20 protein-coding genes are annotated in these 19028 nt (G+C 56.0%); 6 read left to right on the top strand and 14 right to left on the bottom strand.

The annotated features are described in order from the left end of the window. The 8 genes from ugpE to AC6I8R_RS01530 form a co-directional block, all read right to left on the bottom strand. Nucleotides 1-846, bottom strand: a complete 846-nt coding sequence (gene ugpE, locus AC6I8R_RS01565; protein ID WP_021184057.1) for a sn-glycerol-3-phosphate ABC transporter permease UgpE — start codon at nucleotides 844-846, stop codon at nucleotides 1-3. Continuing rightward, nucleotides 843-1733, bottom strand: a complete 891-nt coding sequence (ugpA, locus tag AC6I8R_RS01560) for a sn-glycerol-3-phosphate ABC transporter permease UgpA (protein ID WP_021184056.1) — start codon at nucleotides 1731-1733, stop codon at nucleotides 843-845. The genes ugpE and ugpA overlap by 4 nt, the downstream gene beginning before the upstream one ends. Nucleotides 1734-1793: 60 nt before the next feature. Continuing rightward, nucleotides 1794-3110 carry a sn-glycerol-3-phosphate ABC transporter substrate-binding protein UgpB gene (gene ugpB, locus AC6I8R_RS01555; protein ID WP_021184055.1) on the bottom strand — a complete coding sequence of 439 codons (1317 nt, stop codon included), beginning with the start codon at nucleotides 3108-3110 and terminating at the stop codon, nucleotides 1794-1796. A 241-nt stretch (nucleotides 3111-3351) separates the two neighbouring features. Beyond that, entirely contained in the window at nucleotides 3352-4065 is a 714-nt protein-coding gene (gene livF / locus AC6I8R_RS01550; protein WP_021184054.1) for a high-affinity branched-chain amino acid ABC transporter ATP-binding protein LivF, read from the bottom strand. 1 nt (nucleotide 4066) lies between these two features. Continuing rightward, nucleotides 4067-4834 (bottom strand): high-affinity branched-chain amino acid ABC transporter ATP-binding protein LivG, encoded by a 768-nt coding sequence (gene livG / locus AC6I8R_RS01545; protein ID WP_013507459.1) that lies wholly within the window; start codon nucleotides 4832-4834, stop codon nucleotides 4067-4069. After that, the gene (locus AC6I8R_RS01540) at nucleotides 4831-6102 is read right to left on the bottom strand and encodes a high-affinity branched-chain amino acid ABC transporter permease LivM (RefSeq protein WP_021184053.1); all 1272 of its coding nucleotides are present in this window, start codon (nucleotides 6100-6102) and stop codon (nucleotides 4831-4833) included. The genes livG and AC6I8R_RS01540 overlap by 4 nt, the downstream gene beginning before the upstream one ends. Next, a complete protein-coding gene (livH, locus tag AC6I8R_RS01535) occupies nucleotides 6099-7025 on the bottom strand; it encodes a high-affinity branched-chain amino acid ABC transporter permease LivH (protein ID WP_013507457.1) in 927 nt (308 codons plus the stop codon). Before livH ends, AC6I8R_RS01540 begins: the two co-directional genes overlap by 4 nt. A gap of 119 nt (nucleotides 7026-7144) precedes the next feature. Beyond that, nucleotides 7145-8272 carry a branched-chain amino acid ABC transporter substrate-binding protein gene (locus tag AC6I8R_RS01530; protein WP_021184052.1) on the bottom strand — a complete coding sequence of 376 codons (1128 nt, stop codon included), beginning with the start codon at nucleotides 8270-8272 and terminating at the stop codon, nucleotides 7145-7147. Nucleotides 8273-8676: 404 nt separating this feature from the next. On the opposite strand from AC6I8R_RS01530, the gene panM reads away from it, so the two are divergent. Beyond that, complete coding sequence (gene panM, locus AC6I8R_RS01525) at nucleotides 8677-9063, top strand: aspartate 1-decarboxylase autocleavage activator PanM (protein ID WP_021184051.1); 387 nt, start codon at nucleotides 8677-8679, stop codon at nucleotides 9061-9063. Between the two features lie 48 nt (nucleotides 9064-9111). On the opposite strand, the gene rpoH is transcribed toward panM, so the two are convergent. The 4 genes from rpoH to ftsY all read right to left on the bottom strand — a co-directional run bounded on the left by rpoH (nucleotide 9112) and on the right by ftsY (nucleotide 13242). Further along, nucleotides 9112-9969 (bottom strand): RNA polymerase sigma factor RpoH, encoded by an 858-nt coding sequence (gene rpoH / locus AC6I8R_RS01520; RefSeq protein ID WP_021184050.1) that lies wholly within the window; start codon nucleotides 9967-9969, stop codon nucleotides 9112-9114. Nucleotides 9970-10218: 249 nt separating this feature from the next. After that, nucleotides 10219-11202 carry a permease-like cell division protein FtsX gene (ftsX, locus tag AC6I8R_RS01515; protein WP_497832734.1) on the bottom strand — a complete coding sequence of 328 codons (984 nt, stop codon included), beginning with the start codon at nucleotides 11200-11202 and terminating at the stop codon, nucleotides 10219-10221. Further along, nucleotides 11192-11860: a cell division ATP-binding protein FtsE gene (gene ftsE, locus AC6I8R_RS01510; RefSeq protein ID WP_013507452.1), complete on the bottom strand. Its 669-nt coding sequence runs from the start codon at nucleotides 11858-11860 to the stop codon at nucleotides 11192-11194. The genes ftsX and ftsE overlap by 11 nt, the downstream gene beginning before the upstream one ends. A gap of 5 nt (nucleotides 11861-11865) precedes the next feature. Further along, entirely contained in the window at nucleotides 11866-13242 is a 1377-nt protein-coding gene (gene ftsY, locus AC6I8R_RS01505; RefSeq protein WP_497831832.1) for a signal recognition particle-docking protein FtsY, read from the bottom strand. 229 nt (nucleotides 13243-13471) lie between these two features. On the opposite strand from ftsY, the gene rsmD reads away from it, so the two are divergent. Then, nucleotides 13472-14062 carry a 16S rRNA (guanine(966)-N(2))-methyltransferase gene (rsmD, locus tag AC6I8R_RS01500; protein WP_415173312.1) on the top strand — a complete coding sequence of 197 codons (591 nt, stop codon included), beginning with the start codon at nucleotides 13472-13474 and terminating at the stop codon, nucleotides 14060-14062. Beyond that, on the top strand, nucleotides 14062-14331 hold the full coding sequence (locus AC6I8R_RS01495) for a DUF1145 family protein (protein ID WP_021184046.1): 270 nt from the start codon (nucleotides 14062-14064) through the stop codon (nucleotides 14329-14331). Before rsmD ends, AC6I8R_RS01495 begins: the two co-directional genes overlap by 1 nt. A 34-nt stretch (nucleotides 14332-14365) precedes the next feature. On the opposite strand, the gene AC6I8R_RS01490 is transcribed toward AC6I8R_RS01495, so the two are convergent. Then, entirely contained in the window at nucleotides 14366-14719 is a 354-nt protein-coding gene (locus tag AC6I8R_RS01490) for a DUF2500 domain-containing protein (protein ID WP_021186278.1), read from the bottom strand. A gap of 164 nt (nucleotides 14720-14883) precedes the next feature. Between AC6I8R_RS01490 and AC6I8R_RS01485 the strand changes: the two genes are divergently transcribed. Then, nucleotides 14884-15513, top strand: coding sequence for a lysoplasmalogenase (locus AC6I8R_RS01485; RefSeq protein WP_208724587.1), 630 nt, complete (start codon nucleotides 14884-14886; stop codon nucleotides 15511-15513). Nucleotides 15514-15607: 94 nt separating this feature from the next. After that, on the top strand, nucleotides 15608-17872 hold the full coding sequence (locus AC6I8R_RS01480; RefSeq protein WP_497831831.1) for a zinc/cadmium/mercury/lead-transporting ATPase: 2265 nt from the start codon (nucleotides 15608-15610) through the stop codon (nucleotides 17870-17872). Nucleotides 17873-17889: 17 nt separating this feature from the next. Here the strand turns inward: AC6I8R_RS01480 and tusA are convergent, their stop codons facing one another. Then, a complete protein-coding gene (gene tusA, locus AC6I8R_RS01475; RefSeq protein ID WP_021186275.1) occupies nucleotides 17890-18141 on the bottom strand; it encodes a sulfurtransferase TusA in 252 nt (83 codons plus the stop codon). Between the two features lie 193 nt (nucleotides 18142-18334). Here tusA and AC6I8R_RS01470 point away from each other — a divergent pair, with 193 nt between their 5' ends. After that, on the top strand, nucleotides 18335-19000 hold the full coding sequence (locus tag AC6I8R_RS01470) for a 7-cyano-7-deazaguanine/7-aminomethyl-7-deazaguanine transporter (RefSeq protein WP_021186274.1): 666 nt from the start codon (nucleotides 18335-18337) through the stop codon (nucleotides 18998-19000). Nucleotides 19001-19028 lie beyond the last annotated feature (28 nt).

The raw sequence follows: 19028 nt of genomic DNA, 5'->3' as shown, positions 1-19028 counted from the left end.
TTATTTTTCACTCTCCACCAGGCCACGCACAAAGGCACGCTGCATGACTAAAACCACCACCACCGGTGGGATCAGGGTTAATAACATTGCCGCCATCACTTCATTCCACTGCGTCGGACCGCCGCTGGTATTGATCATACTTCTCACCCCGGCCACGGCTGTGCCGAGGCTGGCATCATTGATGATCAGCAGCGGCCACAGATACTGGTTCCAGCCGTAGATGAAGGTAATGACAAACAGCGCGGCCAGATTGGTTTTCGACAGCGGCAACACGATGTCCCAGAAGAAGCGCAGTGGACTGGCGCCGTCGATGCGTGCCGCTTCAATCAACTCATCCGGTAGCGACATAAAGAACTGGCGAAACAGGAAGGTGGCGGTGGCCGAGGCCATCAGCGGCAACGTCAGACCGCTGTAGCTGTCGAGCATATGCAGTGTCGCAATCACCTCCACCGTCGGGAAGATTCGCACTTCCACCGGCAGCATCAGGGTGATGAAAATCAGCCAGAAAAACAGCGAGCGCAGCGGAAAGCGAAACCACACCAGCGCAAATGCCGACAGCATCGAGACGGCGATTTTGCCCACGGTGATACTCAGCGCCATCACCAGGCTGTTGAACAGCATCAGGCCAAATGCCGGGCCACTGCCGTTAACGCCCTGCGTCCAGATGCGCGCGATGTTGTCCCACAGGTGGGTGCCGGGGATCAGCGTCATCGGTACCTGATAGACCGCGTTGTTGTCCAGCGTTGCCGCGACAAAGGCGACATACAGCGGAAACAGGATCGTCAGTACGCCCAGCACCAGCAGCGTGTGGCTGAAGATATCCAGCCCGCGTCGGTTCTCAATCATTGGTATTGCACCTTACGCTCGACAAAGCGGAATTGCAGGATAGTCAGACCAATCACCAGCAACATCAGCACCACCGATTGCGCTGCCGACGAGGAGAGATCCAGCCCGGTAAATCCTTCGCGATAAATTTTGTAGATAAGCGTGGTGGTCGCCTGTACCGGCCCACCGCCAGTGGCGGCATCGATCACCGGGAAGGTGTCGAAGAAGGCATAGACCAGGTTGACCACCAGCAGGAAGAAACTCACCGGGGTGATCAACGGCAGCGACAGGTTAAAGAAACGCCGTACCGGTCCGGCACCGTCAATCGCCGCTGCTTCCACCAGCGATTTAGGGATCGATTGCAGCGCCGCAAAGAAAAACAGGAAGTTGTAGCTCATCTGCTGCCAGATCGATGCCAGCACGATCAGGAACATCGCCTGGCCGCTGTTTTGCGCGTAGTTCCAGTTGTAACCGATCTGGTTAAGGAGATGGCTGAACAGGCCGAGTCCGGGATTAAACAGGAACATCCACAGCACTGCCGCGACCACCGGGGCCACTGCATACGGCAGCAGCAGCAAGGTTTGGTAGAGTTTTTTCAGCCGCACCACATAATCCACCAGCGCCGCCAGCAGCAGGGAAAACAACATGCCGCACACCGTGACCAGCGCGCTGAATTCAATGGTGGTCCAGAACGAGGCCAGGTAGTACTCATCACTGAACAACCGTCTGAAGTTATCCAGCCCAACAAAAGTGCTGGAGATACCAAAGGGATCAAGGCTTTGCAGTGAGTACCACAGCGCTTCACCGGCTGGCCACAGAAAGAAGATGGCGGTGATCACCAGCTGTGGCAGTACCAGCAGATAGGGCAACAAACGGGAGCGGAAAACCGGGCGTGATGATGAGGACATAACGGACTCGTTCAGGCAAAAAGATCGGGGCAGACACGCGGCCTGCCCCGTTACGGCGGGTTACTTCACCTGCTGCTCAAAACGGCGCAGCAGTTCGTTTCCGCGTTTAACTGAGTTATCCAGCGCTGCCTGCGGCGATTGTTTGCCGGTCCACACGCTTTCCAGCTCCTCGTCCACTATGGTGCGAATCTGCGGCATATTGCCCAGACGCATCCCTTTGGTGAACGGCAGCGGATCTTTGTTCAGCATCTGGCGCGTCGCGATATCGGCACCCGGGTTCTTGTCGTAGAAGCCCTGCTGTTTGGTCAGCTCATAAGCTGCGGTGGTGATTGGCAGATAACCGGTTTTCTGGTGCCACTCGGCGGCGATTGCCGGTTGCGCCAGGAACTGCATAAACTCCGCCACACCTTTGTAAGTGTTGGCATCTTTGCCCTTCATCACCCACAGGCTGGCACCACCGATGATGGCATTCTGCGGTGCATTCGGCACGGTTGCGTCATACGGCATCATGCCGACACCAAAGTTGAATTTGGCGTAGTGTTTGATATCCGCCAGTGAACCGGAAGACGCGGTGGTGATGCCGCAATCGCCGTTGTAGAACTTCGCGGTGGATTCATCTTTACGGCCAAAGTAGGTGAAATCACCCTTCTTGTTCATGTCTTCCAGCATCTGGATGTGACGAACCTGCACCGGCTTGTTGAACTCCAGCTCAGCGTCTGTGCCGTCAAAACCGTTGTTTTTGGTCGCCACCGGCAAGCCGTGCCAGGCGCTGAAGTTTTCAATCTGAATCCAGCCCTGCCAGCCGCTGGCGTAACCGCAGGTCAGGCCCGCTTTACGCAGCGCATCGGCGTCTTTTGCCAGTTCCTGCCAGGTTTTTGGTGGCTGATCCGGGTTCAGACCGGCTTTTTTGAAGGCGTCTTTGTTGTAGTACAGCACCGGGGTGGAGCTGTTGAACGGCTGAGAGATTAAATGGCCGCTGGAATCGCTGTAGTAACCTGCGACAGTGGGGACGAACTGTTTTTCATCAAAGGCGATTCCGGCATCCTGGAACACCTGATGCACCGGCACAATGGCTTTGGACGCCATCATGGTGGCAGTACCCACTTCATACACCTGCAAAATGGCCGGTGCTTTACCGGTACGCACAGCGGCAATCCCCGCCGCCAGGCTTTGTTCATAGTTGCCTTTGTAGACCGGGACGATTTTGTAGTCTGGGTGAGCCTGGTTAAAACGTTGTGCCAGAGAATCAACTTCTTTGCCTAACTCGCCTTCCATAGAGTGCCAGAAAGGAATTTCGGTGGCAGCCAGTGCATGACCACTGAGCATCAGACCGAGCAGGGCACTCATCAGGCGGGGACGAAGCGTAAAAGCGGACATAATGTTTTCCTGTGCATGTAGGTACGCGCGAAATCACGCATTTTTTGTTCGCGAAGTAACATGACACGGGAAAATGACGGAAAAATAACAGGTTAATGACGGGAATGTGACAAGGCTGAGTGCAGCTTGTTGCCCTCATCCCGACCTTCTCCCGCAAGCGGGAGAAGGAGACGTGCAATATATAAGTTTGGCTCGATCGATTCCCTCTCCCGCTCGCGGGAGAGGGTTAGGGTGAGGGCACTCAGGCACCTAAATAGGCGCTTCTTACGGCCTCGTTGGACAACAGCGCTTCGCCAGTATCCTCCAGCACCACATGCCCGTTCTCCAGCACGTAGCCACGGTCGGCCAGTTTCAGCGCCTGGTTGGCGTTCTGCTCGACAAGGAAGATGGTCATCCCTTCTTTACGCAGTTGCTCGATGGTGTCGAAAATCTGCTGAATGATAATCGGTGCCAGGCCGAGCGATGGCTCGTCCAGCAACAGCAGACGCGGCTGGCTCATCAGCGCACGGCCAATCGCCAGCATCTGCTGCTCACCACCGGACATGGTACCGGCACGTTGCACCTTACGCTCCGCCAGACGCGGGAACAGATCATAGACGCGCTCAATACGCTCCTGATACTGGCTACGGCTGGCAAAGAAGCCCCCCATCGCCAGATTCTCTTCCACCGTCATGCGCGAAAACACCCGACGCCCTTCCGGGACAATGGCGATCGCCTCACGCATGATGCGTGCGGTTTGCCAATCGGTAATGGTTTTGCCATCAAACGTAATGGTGCCTGCGGTTGCACGCGGCTCGCCACACAGCGTACCGAGCAGCGTAGTTTTGCCTGCACCGTTGGCACCAATCAGGGTGACAATTTCGCCCTGATTGATATACAGGCTGACGTTATGCAGCGCCTGGATTTTACCGTAATGGGCGCTGACGTTTTCAATGGTTAACATTGGGTTGGCCATATTACGCCTCTCCTAAATAGGCACGGATCACGTCCGGGTTATTACGAATCTCTTCCGGCGTGCCGTTGGCCAGCGGCGTTCCCTGATTGACCACGTAAATACGGTCAGAAATGCCCATCACCAGCTTCATATCATGTTCGATCAACAACACCGACACCTTATGCGTACCGCGCAGTTCGGCAATCAGTTCGTCCAGTTCGTGCGTTTCTTTCGGGTTCAGACCGGCCGCCGGTTCATCCAGCATCAGGATTTCCGGGCGCGTGACCATACAGCGCGCGATCTCCAGACGACGTTGCTGACCATAAGCAAGGTTACCCGCCTGACGGTTCGCCAGCTCCAGCAGGCCGATACGCTCCAGCCAGGTGGCGGCGCGATCCAGTGCTTCGCTTTCGCCTTTGCGGAACGCCGGTGTTTTGAATAACCCGGAGAATACGCCGCTTTTCAGATGCTGATGTTGCGCCACCAGCAGGTTTTCAATCACCGTCATCTCACGAAACAGGCGCACATGCTGGAAGGTACGCACAATGCCCATCCGTGCAATTTTCTGCCCCGGTAAGCCGGCCAGATTTTGATCGCGCAGTTTGATGCTGCCGCCAGTGGGTTTGTAGAAACCGGTCAGGCAGTTGAACACCGTGGTTTTACCCGCGCCGTTTGGACCAATCAACGAAACGATTTCCTGCTCACGCAGTTCCAGCGCCACGTTGTTGACTGCCAGCAGGCCACCAAAACGCATCATCAGGCCTTCTACGGCTAATAAAGGCTGACTCATGCCTGCTCTCCTGCTTTACCCTGTTTCAGTTTCAGCTGCGGACGCTTCATCGGCAGCAGCCCCTGCGGTCGCCAAATCATCATCAGCACCATTAAGCCACCCAGTACCAGCATGCTGTATTCGTTGAGGTCACGCATCAGCTCACGCGATACCACCAGCAACACGGCGGCGAGGATCACCGCAAACTGCGAGCCCATGCCCCCCAGCACCACAATCGCCAACACAAACGCCGACTCGACAAAGGTGAAGGATTCCGGGCTGACAAAGCCCTGGCGCGCAGCAAACAGCGTACCGGCAAAACCGGCAAAGGCCGCGCTGATGGTAAACGCCGTCAGCTTGATACGCGTCGGGCTAAGACCAAGGGAACGGCAGGCGATTTCATCTTCGCGCAGCGCTTCCCAGGCACGGCCCAGCGGCATACGCAGCAGGCGGTTGATGATAATCAGCGTCAGCACTACCAGCAGCAGCGCCACCAGGTAGAGGAAAATCACGCGGTCATTGGGATCATATTTCATGCCGAACACCTCGTGGAAGGTGCCCCAGCCGCCCTCGCTGACCTTGCGACCAAACTCCAGGCCGAAGAGGGTCGGTTTCGGGATCTGCGCGATACCGTTTGGACCGCCGGTAATCGAGGTGTTGTTCAGCAGCAGGATACGGACGATTTCGCCAAAGCCGAGGGTGACAATCGCCAGATAGTCACCACGCAGACGCAGCACCGGGAAACCGAGCAGTAAGCCGAACGCCCCGGCCACCAGACCCGCCAGCGGCAGGCTCTGCCAGAAGCCAAAACCGTAGTAGTGGTTCAGCAAGGCGAAGGTATAGGCACCGATGGCATAGAAGCCGCCGTAGCCCAGCACCAGCAGGCCCGACAAGCCCACCACCACGTTAAGGCCGAGGCCCAACATCACGTAGATCAGCGTCAGGGTGGCGATATCCACGCTACCGCGCGAAACCAGGAACGGCCAGATCACCGCAGCCACGATCATCAACACCATCACCAGCTTCTGCTTCGGCGTTGAACCATCAAAGCCCGGCAGCACCAGGCCATTGCCGCTGCGTTTGAATTTGCCGTGGAATAACGGACGCAGCAACTGGAACAGGAATACCACGCCGCAACCGACAAAAATCCAGTTCCAGCGCACCGTTCCGGCGTTCGATACCACCAGTTTGGTGCCATCAAGATCAAGGCGCATACCCATAAAGAAGGTGGCAAGCACCAGCAACATCACCGTAGAGATAACGGCATTAACCAGTCCGAGGCGCTTCATACTTTTTCCACCTCCGGACGGCCAAGAATGCCGGTTGGCATCACCAGCAGCACGACAATCAGCAACGCAAAGGAGACCACATCTTTATATTCGGTAGAGAGATAGGCCGAGGTCAATGCTTCGGCAATGCCCAGCACCAGACCACCAATCATCGCCCCCGGAATGCTGCCGATCCCGCCCAGTACTGCGGCAGTGAAGGCTTTCATCCCGGCCATAAAGCCGATAAACGGGTTGATGGAACCGTAGAACTGCCCCAGCAGTACGCCAGCCACTGCCGCCATCGCCGCACCAATCACAAAGGTCAGTGAAATCACGCGATCGGTATTGATACCCAGCAGGCTGGCCATTTTCAGGTCTTCTGCACAGGCGCGGCAGGCGCGCCCCATACGTGAATAACGGATAAATACCGTCAGTGCCAACATGGCGATAAAGGTCACAACCCAAATCATCAACTGCATGGTGGAGAGCGTGGCGGCAAAGCCGTTGCTTTCACCCAAGGTCCATTGCCCGGTGATCAAGCTCGGCAGCGCGAGATCGCGCGAACCTTGCGTCAGGCTGACGTAGTTTTGCAGGAAGATCGACATCCCGATGGCGGAGATCAGCGCGATCAGGCGCTTGGAGGAACGCACCGGCTTATACGCCACACGTTCGATACTCCAGCCGTAGGCGCTGGAGATAATGATCGCCATGACAAAACCGGCGGCAATCATCAGCCAGGTGGTGTCGATGCCCATCATCATTAGCGCGGCGATGACGATAAAGGAGACATAGCTACCGATCATGTACACCTCGCCGTGGGCGAAGTTGATCATGCCGATAATGCCGTAAACCATCGTGTACCCAATGGCGATCAGCGCGTAGGTGCTGCCCAGGGTCACTCCGTTGAACATCTGCTGGAGGAAATAGAGGAACTGCTCGGACATAACAAGTACCTTAGAAACACGTCCGTGATGGTAAATCGTTACCGCGACTGGCGGTAAATTAACCGGTTTGATTAAGGGCGGCCTGAAGGCCGCCCCTGCGATCGTGCTGGATGCAACGATTACTTGATCGCGGTTGATGAGCCGTCTTTATGCCATTTGAAGATGCCGAATTCGAAGCCTTTCAGGTCACCTTTCTGGTCCCAGCTCAGGTTGCCCATCACGGTCGGAACCGGTGCGCCTTCTTTCAGGTTCTTGGCAATCGCATCAGGCTCGTCGCTCTTGCTGCGCTCGATACCGGCCACCAGCGACTGAATCGCGGCATAGGTGGTCCAGACGAACGGACCGGTCGGATCTTTGCGGTTCGGTGCGGTGTTGGCTTTGATGGCGTCAACAATCGCTTTGTTGTCCGGCAGCTGGTCATAACGCTTCGGCAGGGTCACGTACAGACCTTCAGATGCATCACCGGCAATGTTAGACAGTGAGGCGTTGCCCACCCCTTCCGGTCCCATAAAGCCCGCGTTCAGGCCCGCGGCTTTTGCCTGGCGCAGAATCTGACCCAGCTCCGGGTAGTAACCACCGTAGTAAACGAAGTCGACGTTGTCTTTCTTCAGACGCGCAATCAGGGTAGAGAAATCTTTATCGCCAGCGGTGATACCTTCGAACAGCACCACGTTGCCGCCTTTGGCTTTCAGGGTTTTCTGCACCGACTCCGCCAGACCCTGGCCGTATTGCTGCTTGTCATGCACCACAGCGATACGTTTTGGTTTGATGGTATCGAGGATGTAGTTTGCCGCCGTCGGGCCCTGATCGGAGTCGAGGCCGGTGGTGCGCATCACGTCAGCATAACCACGCGCGGTCAGTTCCGGTGCGGTGGCTGCCGGGGTGATCATCAGCACGCCTTCGTCGTTATAGATATCAGACGCCGGCTGGGTAGAAGAGGAGCAGAGGTGACCGATAACGTATTTGATGCCATCGTTCACAACTTTGTTGGCAACCGCTACCGCTTGTTTCGGGTCGCAGGCATCGTCATATTCCACGCCAACCAGTTTATCGCCGTTGACACCGCCTTTGGCATTGATGTCTTTAATGGCCTGTGCCGCACCGGTAAATTGCATGTCGCCGTATTGGGCTACCGGACCGGTTGCTGCGCCGACGATGGCAATTTTGATGTCTTTTGCCAGCGCCGCATGGCTCATCGCCAGCGCGACGCAGCCCGCCAATAATGCGCGTCCTTTACTCATTTTCATGCGAACTTCCCCATCTGTTATGTCGTGTCTGTTGTGAGTTGGATTATTTTCTGCCAGTGAAAGAGGAAAACTGATTCTGGAATAATGAGTTAGCGCACTTTTCTGGCATTTATTGGTAATAAGGCTTTATTTTTCAGGTTATTAAACAGGAAGTTTCTTCTGTAAATCAACTGACATATTCAGTTATAGCTGGGTTGAACAGCAGAATCGTCTGGTTGTTATGGCCGTATTTTAGCCGACTTGCCAGCTAATTATGCTGGCTATTTAACCAACCATCACTCTGTTCAACTATCATCCTGGCAAACAGGCTGTTGTTTGACCTATTTTCATCAAAAAAAAGTGACAGCGCTCTGACTGTCTAAATTCGCTACACTATGCCCTTTGCACTAGTACAGGTACGGGGAATGAAGCTCACTATTCAGCGCTTAACATCGTTGACGACGCAGGATCGAATCGACCTGACCAAAGTCTGGCCGGAAATCGATATTTCACAGCTGGAAGCCCAGCTGAGCGAGACGCAGCGGATGTATGCCGCGCGCTTTAATGATCGTCTGCTGGCGGCACTGCAACTGACCATTCAGGGCGCGCAGGGAAAAATTACCCAGCTTCAGGTGCGGGAAGTGACGCGTCGTCGCGGCGTGGGGAAATATTTGCTGGAGGAGACGCTGGCGCAGAACAGCGCGCTGGCTGAGTGGTGGGTGGCCGATGACGGCGCTGATGAACAGGACGTTCGTGCTGCGTTTATGCAGGCTTGCGGCTTTCGCGCGCAGGGTGATGGCTGGACACGATAAAAACGTAGCGGCGCGATTTCTCGCGCCGCTACAGGTTATGTGCTTTTATCAGGCTTCAATCGCCATACGTAATTTCTTCATGGCGTTCTTTTCCAGCTGGCGTACACGCTCTGCGGAAACGCCGTATTGGTCGGCCAGTTCCTGCAAGGTGGTTTTGTTCTCTTCATCCAGCCAGCGCGCACGGATGATGTGCTGACTACGCTCGTCCAGGCCCTGCATCGCGTCGGTCAGTTTATCGGCGGCGTGTGCATCCCAGTTGTCCTCTTCAATGCCATCAGCAAAGTCAGACGTTTTATCCTGGAGATACAGCACCGGGGCCATGGTTTTGCTTTCGCCGTTTTCGTCGTCAGACGACATGTCGAAAGTCATATCCTGTGCCGCCATGCGCGATTCCATTTCACGCACATCTTTGCTGCTCACGCCCAGCTCGCGCGCTACCATCTCGACTTCGTCCTGGTTAAACCAGCCCAGACGCTGCTTGGTTTTACGCAGGTTAAAGAACAGCTTACGCTGCGCTTTAGTGGTAGCGACCTTCACAATACGCCAGTTACGCAGCACGTATTCGTGAATCTCAGCTTTAATCCAGTGCACGGCAAACGACACCAGACGCACACCCACTTCAGGATTGAAGCGACGCACCGCCTTCATCAGGCCGATGTTCCCTTCCTGAATCAGGTCTGCCTGTGGCAAGCCGTAACCGGAATAGTTACGAGCGATATGAACAACAAAGCGCAGATGAGACAGGATCAGCGTCTTAGCCGCATCCAGATCGCCCTGGTAATGCAGCCGTTCAGCCAGCGCTTTTTCCTCTTCTGCCGACAGCATCGGCCAGACGTTGGCAGCCCGAATATACGATTCCAGGTTACCAAGAGGAGCAATAGCTAAAGTTTGCATTTCTTTGGTCATTCAAACCCTCACAAATTCAGTGGAATATTGCTGCACGTTCCCATGAGCAGACGATACATTAAGTCAACGTCGCGGGAAATCCGAAAGCAATCTGTGCTACCCGAACTTAGAGATCAAAGTTATCCACAAGTTCCATCGTAACAGTGAATATTTTACACACAGATGACAGGAAGGGAAGCGGAGAAAAAATCCTCTGCGCCCGATTGTCGGCAGCAGAGGACTATTATACCAAAAAAATGTGTCAGGCGTTTACTGGGGCGTAAATCGGCGTAAATGTTGAACCGTTGCCAGCCAGGCAGCAATCCAGCCGATGATGGCAGCAATTAACAACAGCAGCAGCGCTTCATCCCAGGAAAATCCTTCCAGATCAAAGCTGGTGCCGAATACCTGCGCCACCTGCGCGACCACCGATTGCAGACGCAGTACCAGCACTTCAGACAAAATCAGCGATAACACCGCGCCACTTAAACCCAACATCGCCCCGCCATACAGGAACGGGCGCAGGATAAAGCCGTCAGTCGCACCCAGCAATTTCTGAACGTTAATGGTATCGCGGCGCGCAAAGATGCTGAGACGCACGCTGTTGCCAATCACCAGGAATACCGCGATAACCATTAACAGACCAATGATCTCCGCAATTTGCCCTACCAGCCCGGACAACGCCGCCAGACGGGCAAACCAACTGTCATCCATGCGCACTTCATCGACGCCCTGCACTTTGGACACCCGATCACGCAGGCTCGCCAGTGTATCGGCGCTCTGGAAATTCAGATTCGGCGTGATAATCGCCACAGCTGGCAACGGATTCTGCTCCAGCATATCCATCGCGCCGCCAAAACCGGACCAGTTGCGGAATTCGTTCAGCGCCTCTTCCCGCGTCAGATAGTCTACGTTCTTCACGCCGTCCAACTGCTTCAGCTGCGCGGTGACGTTTTCCGCCGCGCTGTCATCCAGCGTTTTGGAGAGATACACCGTCAGCTGCGGAGCCGGATACCACTGGGTTGCCGCCTGGCTGACGTTTTTCCACACCATATAGCAGACGCTCGGCAGCGTCAGCGAGATGGCAATCACCATTACCGTCAGCAACGTCGCCAACGGCTGACGCCACATATCAGACACCGTGCCGCGCAGCGCATAGCGCCACTGCTCCTGCCAGCCACCCTTCAGCGCTTTGCTTTTTGAAGGCTGTTTCGCTTTCGGCGCCGGTGTGCGCTTATTGCGTTTATTGACCATCATGGCCTCCGTGCAGGCGTCCCTGATTAAGCGTCATCATGCGATAGTTACGACGGGCAATCAGGCCCATATCATGGGTAGCCATCAGCACCGTCACACCAACGCGGTTGAACTCTTCAAACAGGCGCAGAATATCTTCCGACAACGCTTCATCAAGGTTGCCGGTTGGTTCATCCGCCAGCAGTACGGCGGGTTTATTCACCACCGCGCGCGCAATGCCGACGCGCTGCTGTTCACCACCAGAGAGCTGAATCGGGAAACTTTTCGCTTTGTCGAGCAGGCCCACTTTATCCAGTGCCGCAGAGACGCGACGACGAATATCCTCACCGCTGGCTCCCGAGATGATCAGCGGGATCGCCACGTTGTCATACACCGAACGGTCCATCAGCAGATGGTGATCCTGGAAGATCATGCCAATCTGACGACGCAAAAAAGGCACTTCGCTATTCCGCAGCCGGGAGATGTCGTGCCCACTGAACCAGATTTTCCCGGCGCTCGGGCGCTCAATACCACAAATCAGCTTCAGTAAGGTACTTTTCCCCGCGCCAGAGTGGCCGGTCAGAAACGCCATTTCACCGGGGCGCAGATGAAAATCCACCCCCTGGAGCGCCTGACGTCCGCCCAGATATGCCTTACTGACCTCTTCAAAGCGAATCATCCCAATTAGTCCTCTCGGGCAAACAGTGCCTCAATAAAGTCTGCGGCCTTAAACGGCCGTAAATCCTCGATGCCTTCCCCGACACCGATATAGCGAATCGGAATGCCAAACTGATCGGCAACCGAGAAGATCACACCACCTTTCGCAGTGCCATCCAGTTTTGTCAGGGTGATGCCAGTCAGGCCCACCGCTTCATGGAACAGTTTCGCCTGGCTGATGGCGTTCTGCCCGGTGCTGGCGTCAATGGTCAGCATCACTTCATGCGGCGCATCTTCATCCAGTTTCTTCATCACGCGGGTGATTTTCTTTAACTCTTCCATCAGGTGCGATTTGTTTTGCAGACGTCCGGCGGTATCGGCGATCAACACATCGACATTACGCGCTTTCGCCGCCTGAATGGCGTCAAAGATCACGGATGCGGAATCCGCACCGGTGTGCTGGGCGATAACCGGGATGTTGTTGCGCTGACCCCAGACCTGCAACTGCTCAACCGCAGCCGCACGGAAGGTATCGCCCGCCGCCAGCATCACGGATTTGCCTTCGGCCTGATACTGGCGCGCCAGCTTACCGATGGTGGTGGTTTTACCCACGCCGTTGACGCCAACCATCAGGATGACAAACGGCGTTTTGCCTGATACATCCAGCGGAGCATCGACTTTATCGAGAATTCCGGCCATTTCCGCTTTCAGCAAACCATACAGCGCTTCGGCATCCCGTAATTGTTTACGGTCTGCCTGCTGCGTCAGATTGGTGATGATGCGACGCGTGGTTTCAACACCAACGTCAGCAATCAACAGCTGCTCTTCCAGTTCCTCAAACAGATCGTCATCGATTTTCTTGCCACGGAACAGGCTGATGAACCCGGAACCAAGATTGGCACGCGTTTTTACCAGGCTACGTTTCAGACGGGCAAAGAAGCCCTCTTTGGTTGGACGTTCCTGCTCCTGCGCCACCAATGGCGCAGCGGCCAGCGGCAGATCGCTGACGGTATCCTGCGCGACTTCCGGCTCGACTTCCAGCTCCGCTTCTGGCGCTTCTTCCGCCAGCGCCAGCGCTTCGAGTTCTTCATCGCTCAGCGCGGTGTCTTCTTCGTCCTGCTCGGCCTCGGCAACCGGCTCAACTTCAGGTGGCTGCTGGGTTTCTGGCAGGACTTCTTCGGCGACGACAACGTCCGGCGCTTCAGCCTGCTGCTCGGCCACCTGCTCGGTGACGGCAACGGTTTCTTCCGCCTGCGCTTCGGCGCGATCTAACGCGCTCTCTTCAACGGCTGGCTCCTGCGCCACCTCAGCGGGTTGTTGCTGCTCTTCGGCAGGCTGTTGCGTCTCTTCTTCTTTGCCAAAGCCCAGCCAGGAAAAAAAGCCGCGTTTTTTCTCTTTTGCCATTGTGTAACCACACTCCTCGATGGCTTATTCCCGGTAGCACGCTGTTCCCAGGGGATAAAAAATTCAATTTGAAGGCTTTAGCCGCGTAAAAATCAGTGAATTACACGCGCCATACCAACTCACTAGTCTAACACTTTCCAGCCAGCGCACCACAGCACCCTTTTTTACGTTTCTTCTGCCTTCCACGCCCGTTAAACTACGCAACAAATTATGACGAGTTGTGAGCAAAATGAGTAAATCCCCCCGCAGCAGCGGCGCTGCTGGTCAGATCCGCATCATTGGCGGTCAATGGCGTGGTCGTAAATTGCCGGTGCCCGACAGCGCGGGCCTGCGCCCGACCACCGACCGGGTACGCGAAACCTTGTTTAACTGGCTAGCCCCGGACATTCAGCAGGCACGCTGCCTGGATTGCTTTGCTGGCAGCGGTGCGCTCGGTTTGGAAGCGCTGTCGCGTTTTGCCGGCTCTGCCACCCTGTTGGAGCTGGAGCGTCCGGTAGCACAGCAATTGATGCAAAATCTGCAAACGCTGCGCGCCAGCAATGGCAAAGTGGTACAGACCAATACGCTACAATGGCTGAGTCAGCCGGGTGAACCCTTTGATGTGGTGTTTGTCGATCCGCCATTCCGTAAGGGATTGTTGCTGGAGACGCTGACGCTGCTGGAGCAAAACGGTTGGCTGGCAGCCGAAGCGCTGATTTATGTCGAAAGTGAGGTGGAGCATGGTGCCCCTCCGGTTCCCGCCTGCTGGGATCTGTATCGTGAGAAAATTGCCGGCCAGGTCGCTTATCGTTTATATCAACGCCAACAAGGAGATGTGTGATGTGGCTTAATCTGGGACGTTTATTAATGATCTGCGTCTGGGCCTTTTTGCTGTTAAATCTGGTCCAGCCATTTCCAACGCCGCTGCGCTATTTCGTGCATGTGGCGCTGTTCTTTATGATCATCATGCACGGTTTGCAGTTGGTCTTGCTGCGCGCCACACAGCCGAAGGAAGCGCCCAAACTGGGACGCGCCACACAATTAAAGATTTTCTTCTTTGGCGTATTTGAACTGCTGGCGTGGCAGAAAAAACATTATCCGAAAGGATAATGTTTCTTACGTAGCGGCGCGATAAATCGCGCCGCTACAGGGGAGTGAAACTCACAAAGCGGGTGCCCTGCATTTTTAGCTCGCCCTTCACCCCCTTATCCATCTGATGATAATCCCCGGCATTGACGACCAGCTTGAAATCGCCCGCGCCATTCAGCGGGTGAAACCAGGCTTCATAACGCATATCTTCCCCGGCAATCACTTCACGCTGGCGCGAACGGCGATTGGGTGACGGATACTCACGTTTGGTTTTGATTTCTACACTCAGGGTTTGGATCGGGGAAGCATCGTTCACCGCCGTTTCACGGCGTTGCTTGATAAACTGACGGGTCGCCAAAACAGCAATAATCGCCAGAACGATAAAAAAGAGTAGCGGTGGTTTGCTCATGTTTTCTCTCGTGCTTTGCGTTAATGTCGGAAAGGTAAAGAGGCCCAAGCATACAACCAGAGTTGCCCGATTGTCACATTCACCGCCGGTAACTTACACTGGGATCGCGTTTTTGGGAAAATTCATCAGACTGGCGGACATCACGTCCAGAAAAGGGAGAAAACATGCTTTGGTCTTTCCTTGCCGTACTTTTTTCCGGTTGGCTCTATGTCGATGCAACTTACCGCGGCCCGCAGTGGCAACGTTGGTTATTTAAACCCGTCACCCTGTTGCTGCTGGTGGCCTGGGCCTGGCAAGCGCCCACCTTTAACCCCACCGATTACCTGATTCTTGCCGGCCTGGTCGCCACGCTGGTTGGCGATGCGCTGACGCTGTTGCCTCGCCAGCAGATGCTGTATGCGCTGGGGGCTTTCTTCCTCTCACATCTGCTCTACACCATCAGCTTTGCCGCGCATATGACGATCAGCTTCTTCTGGCCGGTACCACTAACGCTGCTGATTATCGGCGTGCTCTTGATTGCCATCATCTGGAGCAAGCTGGAAGAGTTGCGCTGGCCGGTGTGCACCTTTATTGGCATGACGTTGGTCATGACCTGGATGGCCGCTGAAAATTACTTCTTCCGCCCGACGGATTACAGCTTCTCACTCATGGTCGGTGCCGCATTGCTGCTGCTGGCGAATATCGTCTGGTTTATCACCCACTATCGTCGTCGTTACAGCCCGGATAGCGCCATCGTTGCCGCCTGCTACTTTGCCGGTCATTTTATGATCGTGCGTTCTTTGTGGCTCAATTGAAGAAAAAGTAAGCTCCAACGCTTGACTCTGGAGTGCACTCCAGAGTGTAGCATCAGGGTACGGACCTTTGTCCGTCCCTGAATCCGGAGGTTACATGCATCAACATTCCCACGCCTGTCGTTGTGGTAAAAGCCATAGCAAACCGCAGCCACTTTGTGGCATTAGCCGCGCACGTCCGGTGACGTTACAGATTTCCGCCGCACAGCCGGTCACGCCGGACAGCAACTGTAGCTGCTGCGATAACGGCAGTCCCGGCGGTGGTGACGCCGACGAAGAGAGCGACAGGTCCGGCCCTGACACCCAACAATTCCGCTGGCAAATTGCCGGGATGGATTGCCCGAGCTGCGCCCGCAAAATCGAAACCGCCGTACAAAAACTGCCGCAGGTGCGCAACGCCCGTGTCATCTTCGCCAGCGAGAAATTGGTGGTCGATGCCGAAAACGATATTCGTCCGGCGATTGAACAGGCGGTAAAAAACGCCGGTTTCCGCCTGACTTCCACCGACCCACAACCCCAACCAGGCCGTTTACGGGAAAATGCCGGATTGCTGCTGCTGGCGCTATTGATGCTCGCCAGTTGGCTCCTCAGCATGGCTGCTCCGGTCTGGGGCGATCGCCTGTTTGTTGTGACCACCTTAGTCGGCCTGCTGCCGGTGGCCCGCAGCGCATGGCGTCTGCTGCGTAGTGGTTCCCCTTTCAGTATCGAAACCCTGATGACCCTCGCCGCTGGCGGTGCGCTGATGATTGGCGCCCATGCCGAAGCCGCGATGGTCTTGCTGCTGTTCCTGCTGGGCGAACGGCTGGAAGCCTATGCCGCCACTCGCGCCCGTCGTGGTGTGACCGCGCTGATGGCGCTGCGCCCGGATACCGCTACCCGCGTGCGTGGTGCACAACGTGAACAAGTCGCACTGGCGGATTTACGCCCCGGTGATGTCATTGAAGTGGCTGCGGGTGGCCGTTTGCCTGCCGATGGCGAGTTACTTGCCAGCGCCGCCAGCTTTGATGAAAGCGCATTGACCGGCGAATCGTTGCCGGTAGCACGCCAACCCGGTGAGACAGTGATGGCCGGAGCCACCAGCGTCGACCGTCTGGTAACGCTACAAGTGATCTCGGAACCCGGCCACAGCGCTATTGATCGTATCCTGCAACTGATTGAGGAAGCAGAAAGCCACCGCGCACCGGTCGAACGTTTTATCGATCGCTTTAGCCGCCTTTACACCCCGGCGATTATGTTGCTGGCGGTGCTGGTGATGACGTTGCCGCCGCTGTTGGGTGGCGCTGACTGGCTGCCATGGATTTACAAAGGTTTGACGCTGCTGCTGATTGGGTGCCCCTGTGCACTGGTGATCTCTACCCCGGCAGCCATTACCTCTGGACTGGCCGCTGCGGCACGTCAGGGAGCGCTGATTAAAGGGGGAGCCGCGCTGGAAAGACTCAGCCGCGTCACCATCATGGCGTTTGATAAAACCGGCACCCTGACCGAGGGTAAGCCACAGGTGACCGACGTGGTACCCTTTGGTGACGCCCAACCTGAAACCTTGCTGACGTCAGGCGCAGCGGTGGAACTTGGCTCCAGTCACCCGTTGGCAATGGCTATCGTCGCGGAAGCCAGCCGTCGCCAGCTTTCCCTGCCCGAGGCCCGCGATCAGCGTACGTTGCCCGGTAGCGGCATTGCAGCGCAGATTGCGGGCATCAGCTATCAATTGCTGGCGCCGCGCGAAGTGAAAAACCTGCTTGAGGATCAGCAGCAAACCATCGCGCAGCTTGAAGCCGAAGGCAAAACCGTGGTGGTGCTGTTGCAGGATGCCCGCCCGCTGGGTGTGCTGGCGTTGCAGGATAAGTTGCGAAGCGAGGCCGCGAGCGCCGTAGCGGCGCTACAACAACTCGGTGTCAGCAGCCTGATGCTGACCGGTGATAATCCGCGTGCCGCCGCCGCCATCGCCGCAGACCTGCGGATTGATTATCGCGCGGGCCTGCTGCCTGCTGACAAGGTTGCTGCGGTACGCGATCTGGATGCACAACAATCGCTGGCAATGATTGGCGATGGCATCAATGATGCCCCGGCGATGAAAGCCGCTACCATAGGGATTGCGATGGGCAGCGGCACCGATGTGGCACTGGAAGCAGCCGATGCGGCCCTGACGCAAAACCGGCTGGCGATTCTGCCGCGCACCGTGGCGCTGGCACGCCGTACCCGCCGCATTATCCGTCAGAATATCGCGCTGGCGCTGGGGCTGAAGGCCTTGTTCCTCGTCACCACGCTACTCGGCTTTACCGGCTTGTGGCTGGCAGTGCTGGCGGATTCCGGTGCCACCGCGCTGGTGACTGCCAATGCGCTGCGGTTGCTGCGTTCACGTTAAGCTGCGCGCGGATGCCCTCAGGCGTCCGCGCCTTTCTGGATCAGGTACTGATACGGCAGGCTTTCCGTCTGCTGTGCCAGCAACGTATGCTCCATAAAACGGCAAAAGCCGGGAATATCACGCGTGGTCGCCGGATCGTCGGCGATAATCAGCAGGGTTTCACCCGCCTGCATCTGGCGCACGGTTTTGCGCACCATCATCACCGGCTCCGGGCAGCGCAGGCCAAGGGCATCCAGGGTGTGGTCCGGCGCGGAAAAGGGATCGCTCATGATTCTCTGTCTGTTTTCAAGGGAGGGCGCTCATTCTAGCGCGCTAAATCATCAGCGCAAGGCGATAACGATTGCGTTAATATTAACCATTGCATAAATCGCACAACGCGATAAGATGCCGCCGATTTTTTATTAACCACCGCAGCAAACTGCGGTACTGGGTTCCCTCACCCCAACACTAAAAAGGCTCAACATGATCGCTTTTTCTCCGCGTCAGCGCATGCATGCGCTGTTCTGGCTGTCGCTGTTTCATCTGCTGGTGATCACTTCCAGTAACTATCTGGTGCAGTTGCCGGTGGCCATTTTCGGTTTCCACACCACCTGGGGTGCGTTCAGCTTTCCGTTTATTTTCCTCGCGACCGATCTCACCGTGCGTATTTTTGGCGCGCCACTGGCGCGACGCATTATTCTGGCGGTGATGGTGCCGGCGTTGTTTATCTCTTACATCGTCTCCTGCGTGTTTTATCAGGGCGAATGGCAGGGTTGGGCGTCACTGGAGCAAGTGAACCTGTTCGTGGCCCGTATCGCCAGTGCCAGCTTTATGGCCTATGCATTGGGACAGATTCTGGATGTGCATGTATTTAACCGTCTGCGTCGTCTGCCGCAGTGGTGGATTGCCCCCGGCGCAGCCATGTTCCTCGGTAATATCAGCGATACGCTGGCGTTCTTCTTTATCGCCTTCTACAAAAGTCCGGACCCGTTTATGGCTCAGCACTGGGTGGAAATCGCGCTGGTGGATTACAGCTTCAAGGTAATGATCTGCATGCTTTTCTTCCTGCCAGCCTATGGCGTACTGCTGAACGCAACCCTGAAGCGTCTGGCTGAGCGTTCGGCCCAGCGTCAGCTCAATTTCGGTTAATTCTACGTAGTACCCTCGCCGCACCCAC

It is taken from the genome of Pantoea sp. X-Soil-OKNW-713, from assembly GCF_059730685.1.
The sequence above is the reverse complement of the archived record's forward strand: the minus strand, read 5'-3'. Positions and strand labels throughout refer to the sequence as shown.

Excerpts from the sequence above, each read along its gene's own strand:
- ugpE (WP_021184057.1), bottom strand. The coding sequence starts at position 846 with ATGATTGAGAACCGACGCGGGCTGGATATCTTCAGCCACACGCTGCTG.
- ugpA (WP_021184056.1), bottom strand. The coding sequence starts at position 1,733 with ATGTCCTCATCATCACGCCCGGTTTTCCGCTCCCGTTTGTTGCCCTAT.
- ugpB (WP_021184055.1), bottom strand. The coding sequence starts at position 3,110 with ATGTCCGCTTTTACGCTTCGTCCCCGCCTGATGAGTGCCCTGCTCGGT.
- livF (WP_021184054.1), bottom strand. The coding sequence starts at position 4,065 with ATGGCCAACCCAATGTTAACCATTGAAAACGTCAGCGCCCATTACGGT.
- livG (WP_013507459.1), bottom strand. The coding sequence starts at position 4,834 with ATGAGTCAGCCTTTATTAGCCGTAGAAGGCCTGATGATGCGTTTTGGT.
- AC6I8R_RS01540 (WP_021184053.1), bottom strand. The coding sequence starts at position 6,102 with ATGAAGCGCCTCGGACTGGTTAATGCCGTTATCTCTACGGTGATGTTG.
- livH (WP_013507457.1), bottom strand. The coding sequence starts at position 7,025 with ATGTCCGAGCAGTTCCTCTATTTCCTCCAGCAGATGTTCAACGGAGTG.
- AC6I8R_RS01530 (WP_021184052.1), bottom strand. The coding sequence starts at position 8,272 with ATGAAAATGAGTAAAGGACGCGCATTATTGGCGGGCTGCGTCGCGCTG.
- panM (WP_021184051.1), top strand. The coding sequence starts at position 8,677 with ATGAAGCTCACTATTCAGCGCTTAACATCGTTGACGACGCAGGATCGA.
- rpoH (WP_021184050.1), bottom strand. The coding sequence starts at position 9,969 with ATGACCAAAGAAATGCAAACTTTAGCTATTGCTCCTCTTGGTAACCTG.
- ftsX (WP_497832734.1), bottom strand. The coding sequence starts at position 11,202 with ATGGTCAATAAACGCAATAAGCGCACACCGGCGCCGAAAGCGAAACAG.
- ftsE (WP_013507452.1), bottom strand. The coding sequence starts at position 11,860 with ATGATTCGCTTTGAAGAGGTCAGTAAGGCATATCTGGGCGGACGTCAG.
- ftsY (WP_497831832.1), bottom strand. The coding sequence starts at position 13,242 with ATGGCAAAAGAGAAAAAACGCGGCTTTTTTTCCTGGCTGGGCTTTGGC.
- rsmD (WP_415173312.1), top strand. The coding sequence starts at position 13,472 with ATGAGTAAATCCCCCCGCAGCAGCGGCGCTGCTGGTCAGATCCGCATC.
- AC6I8R_RS01495 (WP_021184046.1), top strand. The coding sequence starts at position 14,062 with ATGTGGCTTAATCTGGGACGTTTATTAATGATCTGCGTCTGGGCCTTT.
- AC6I8R_RS01490 (WP_021186278.1), bottom strand. The coding sequence starts at position 14,719 with ATGAGCAAACCACCGCTACTCTTTTTTATCGTTCTGGCGATTATTGCT.
- AC6I8R_RS01485 (WP_208724587.1), top strand. The coding sequence starts at position 14,884 with ATGCTTTGGTCTTTCCTTGCCGTACTTTTTTCCGGTTGGCTCTATGTC.
- AC6I8R_RS01480 (WP_497831831.1), top strand. The coding sequence starts at position 15,608 with ATGCATCAACATTCCCACGCCTGTCGTTGTGGTAAAAGCCATAGCAAA.
- tusA (WP_021186275.1), bottom strand. The coding sequence starts at position 18,141 with ATGAGCGATCCCTTTTCCGCGCCGGACCACACCCTGGATGCCCTTGGC.
- AC6I8R_RS01470 (WP_021186274.1), top strand. The coding sequence starts at position 18,335 with ATGATCGCTTTTTCTCCGCGTCAGCGCATGCATGCGCTGTTCTGGCTG.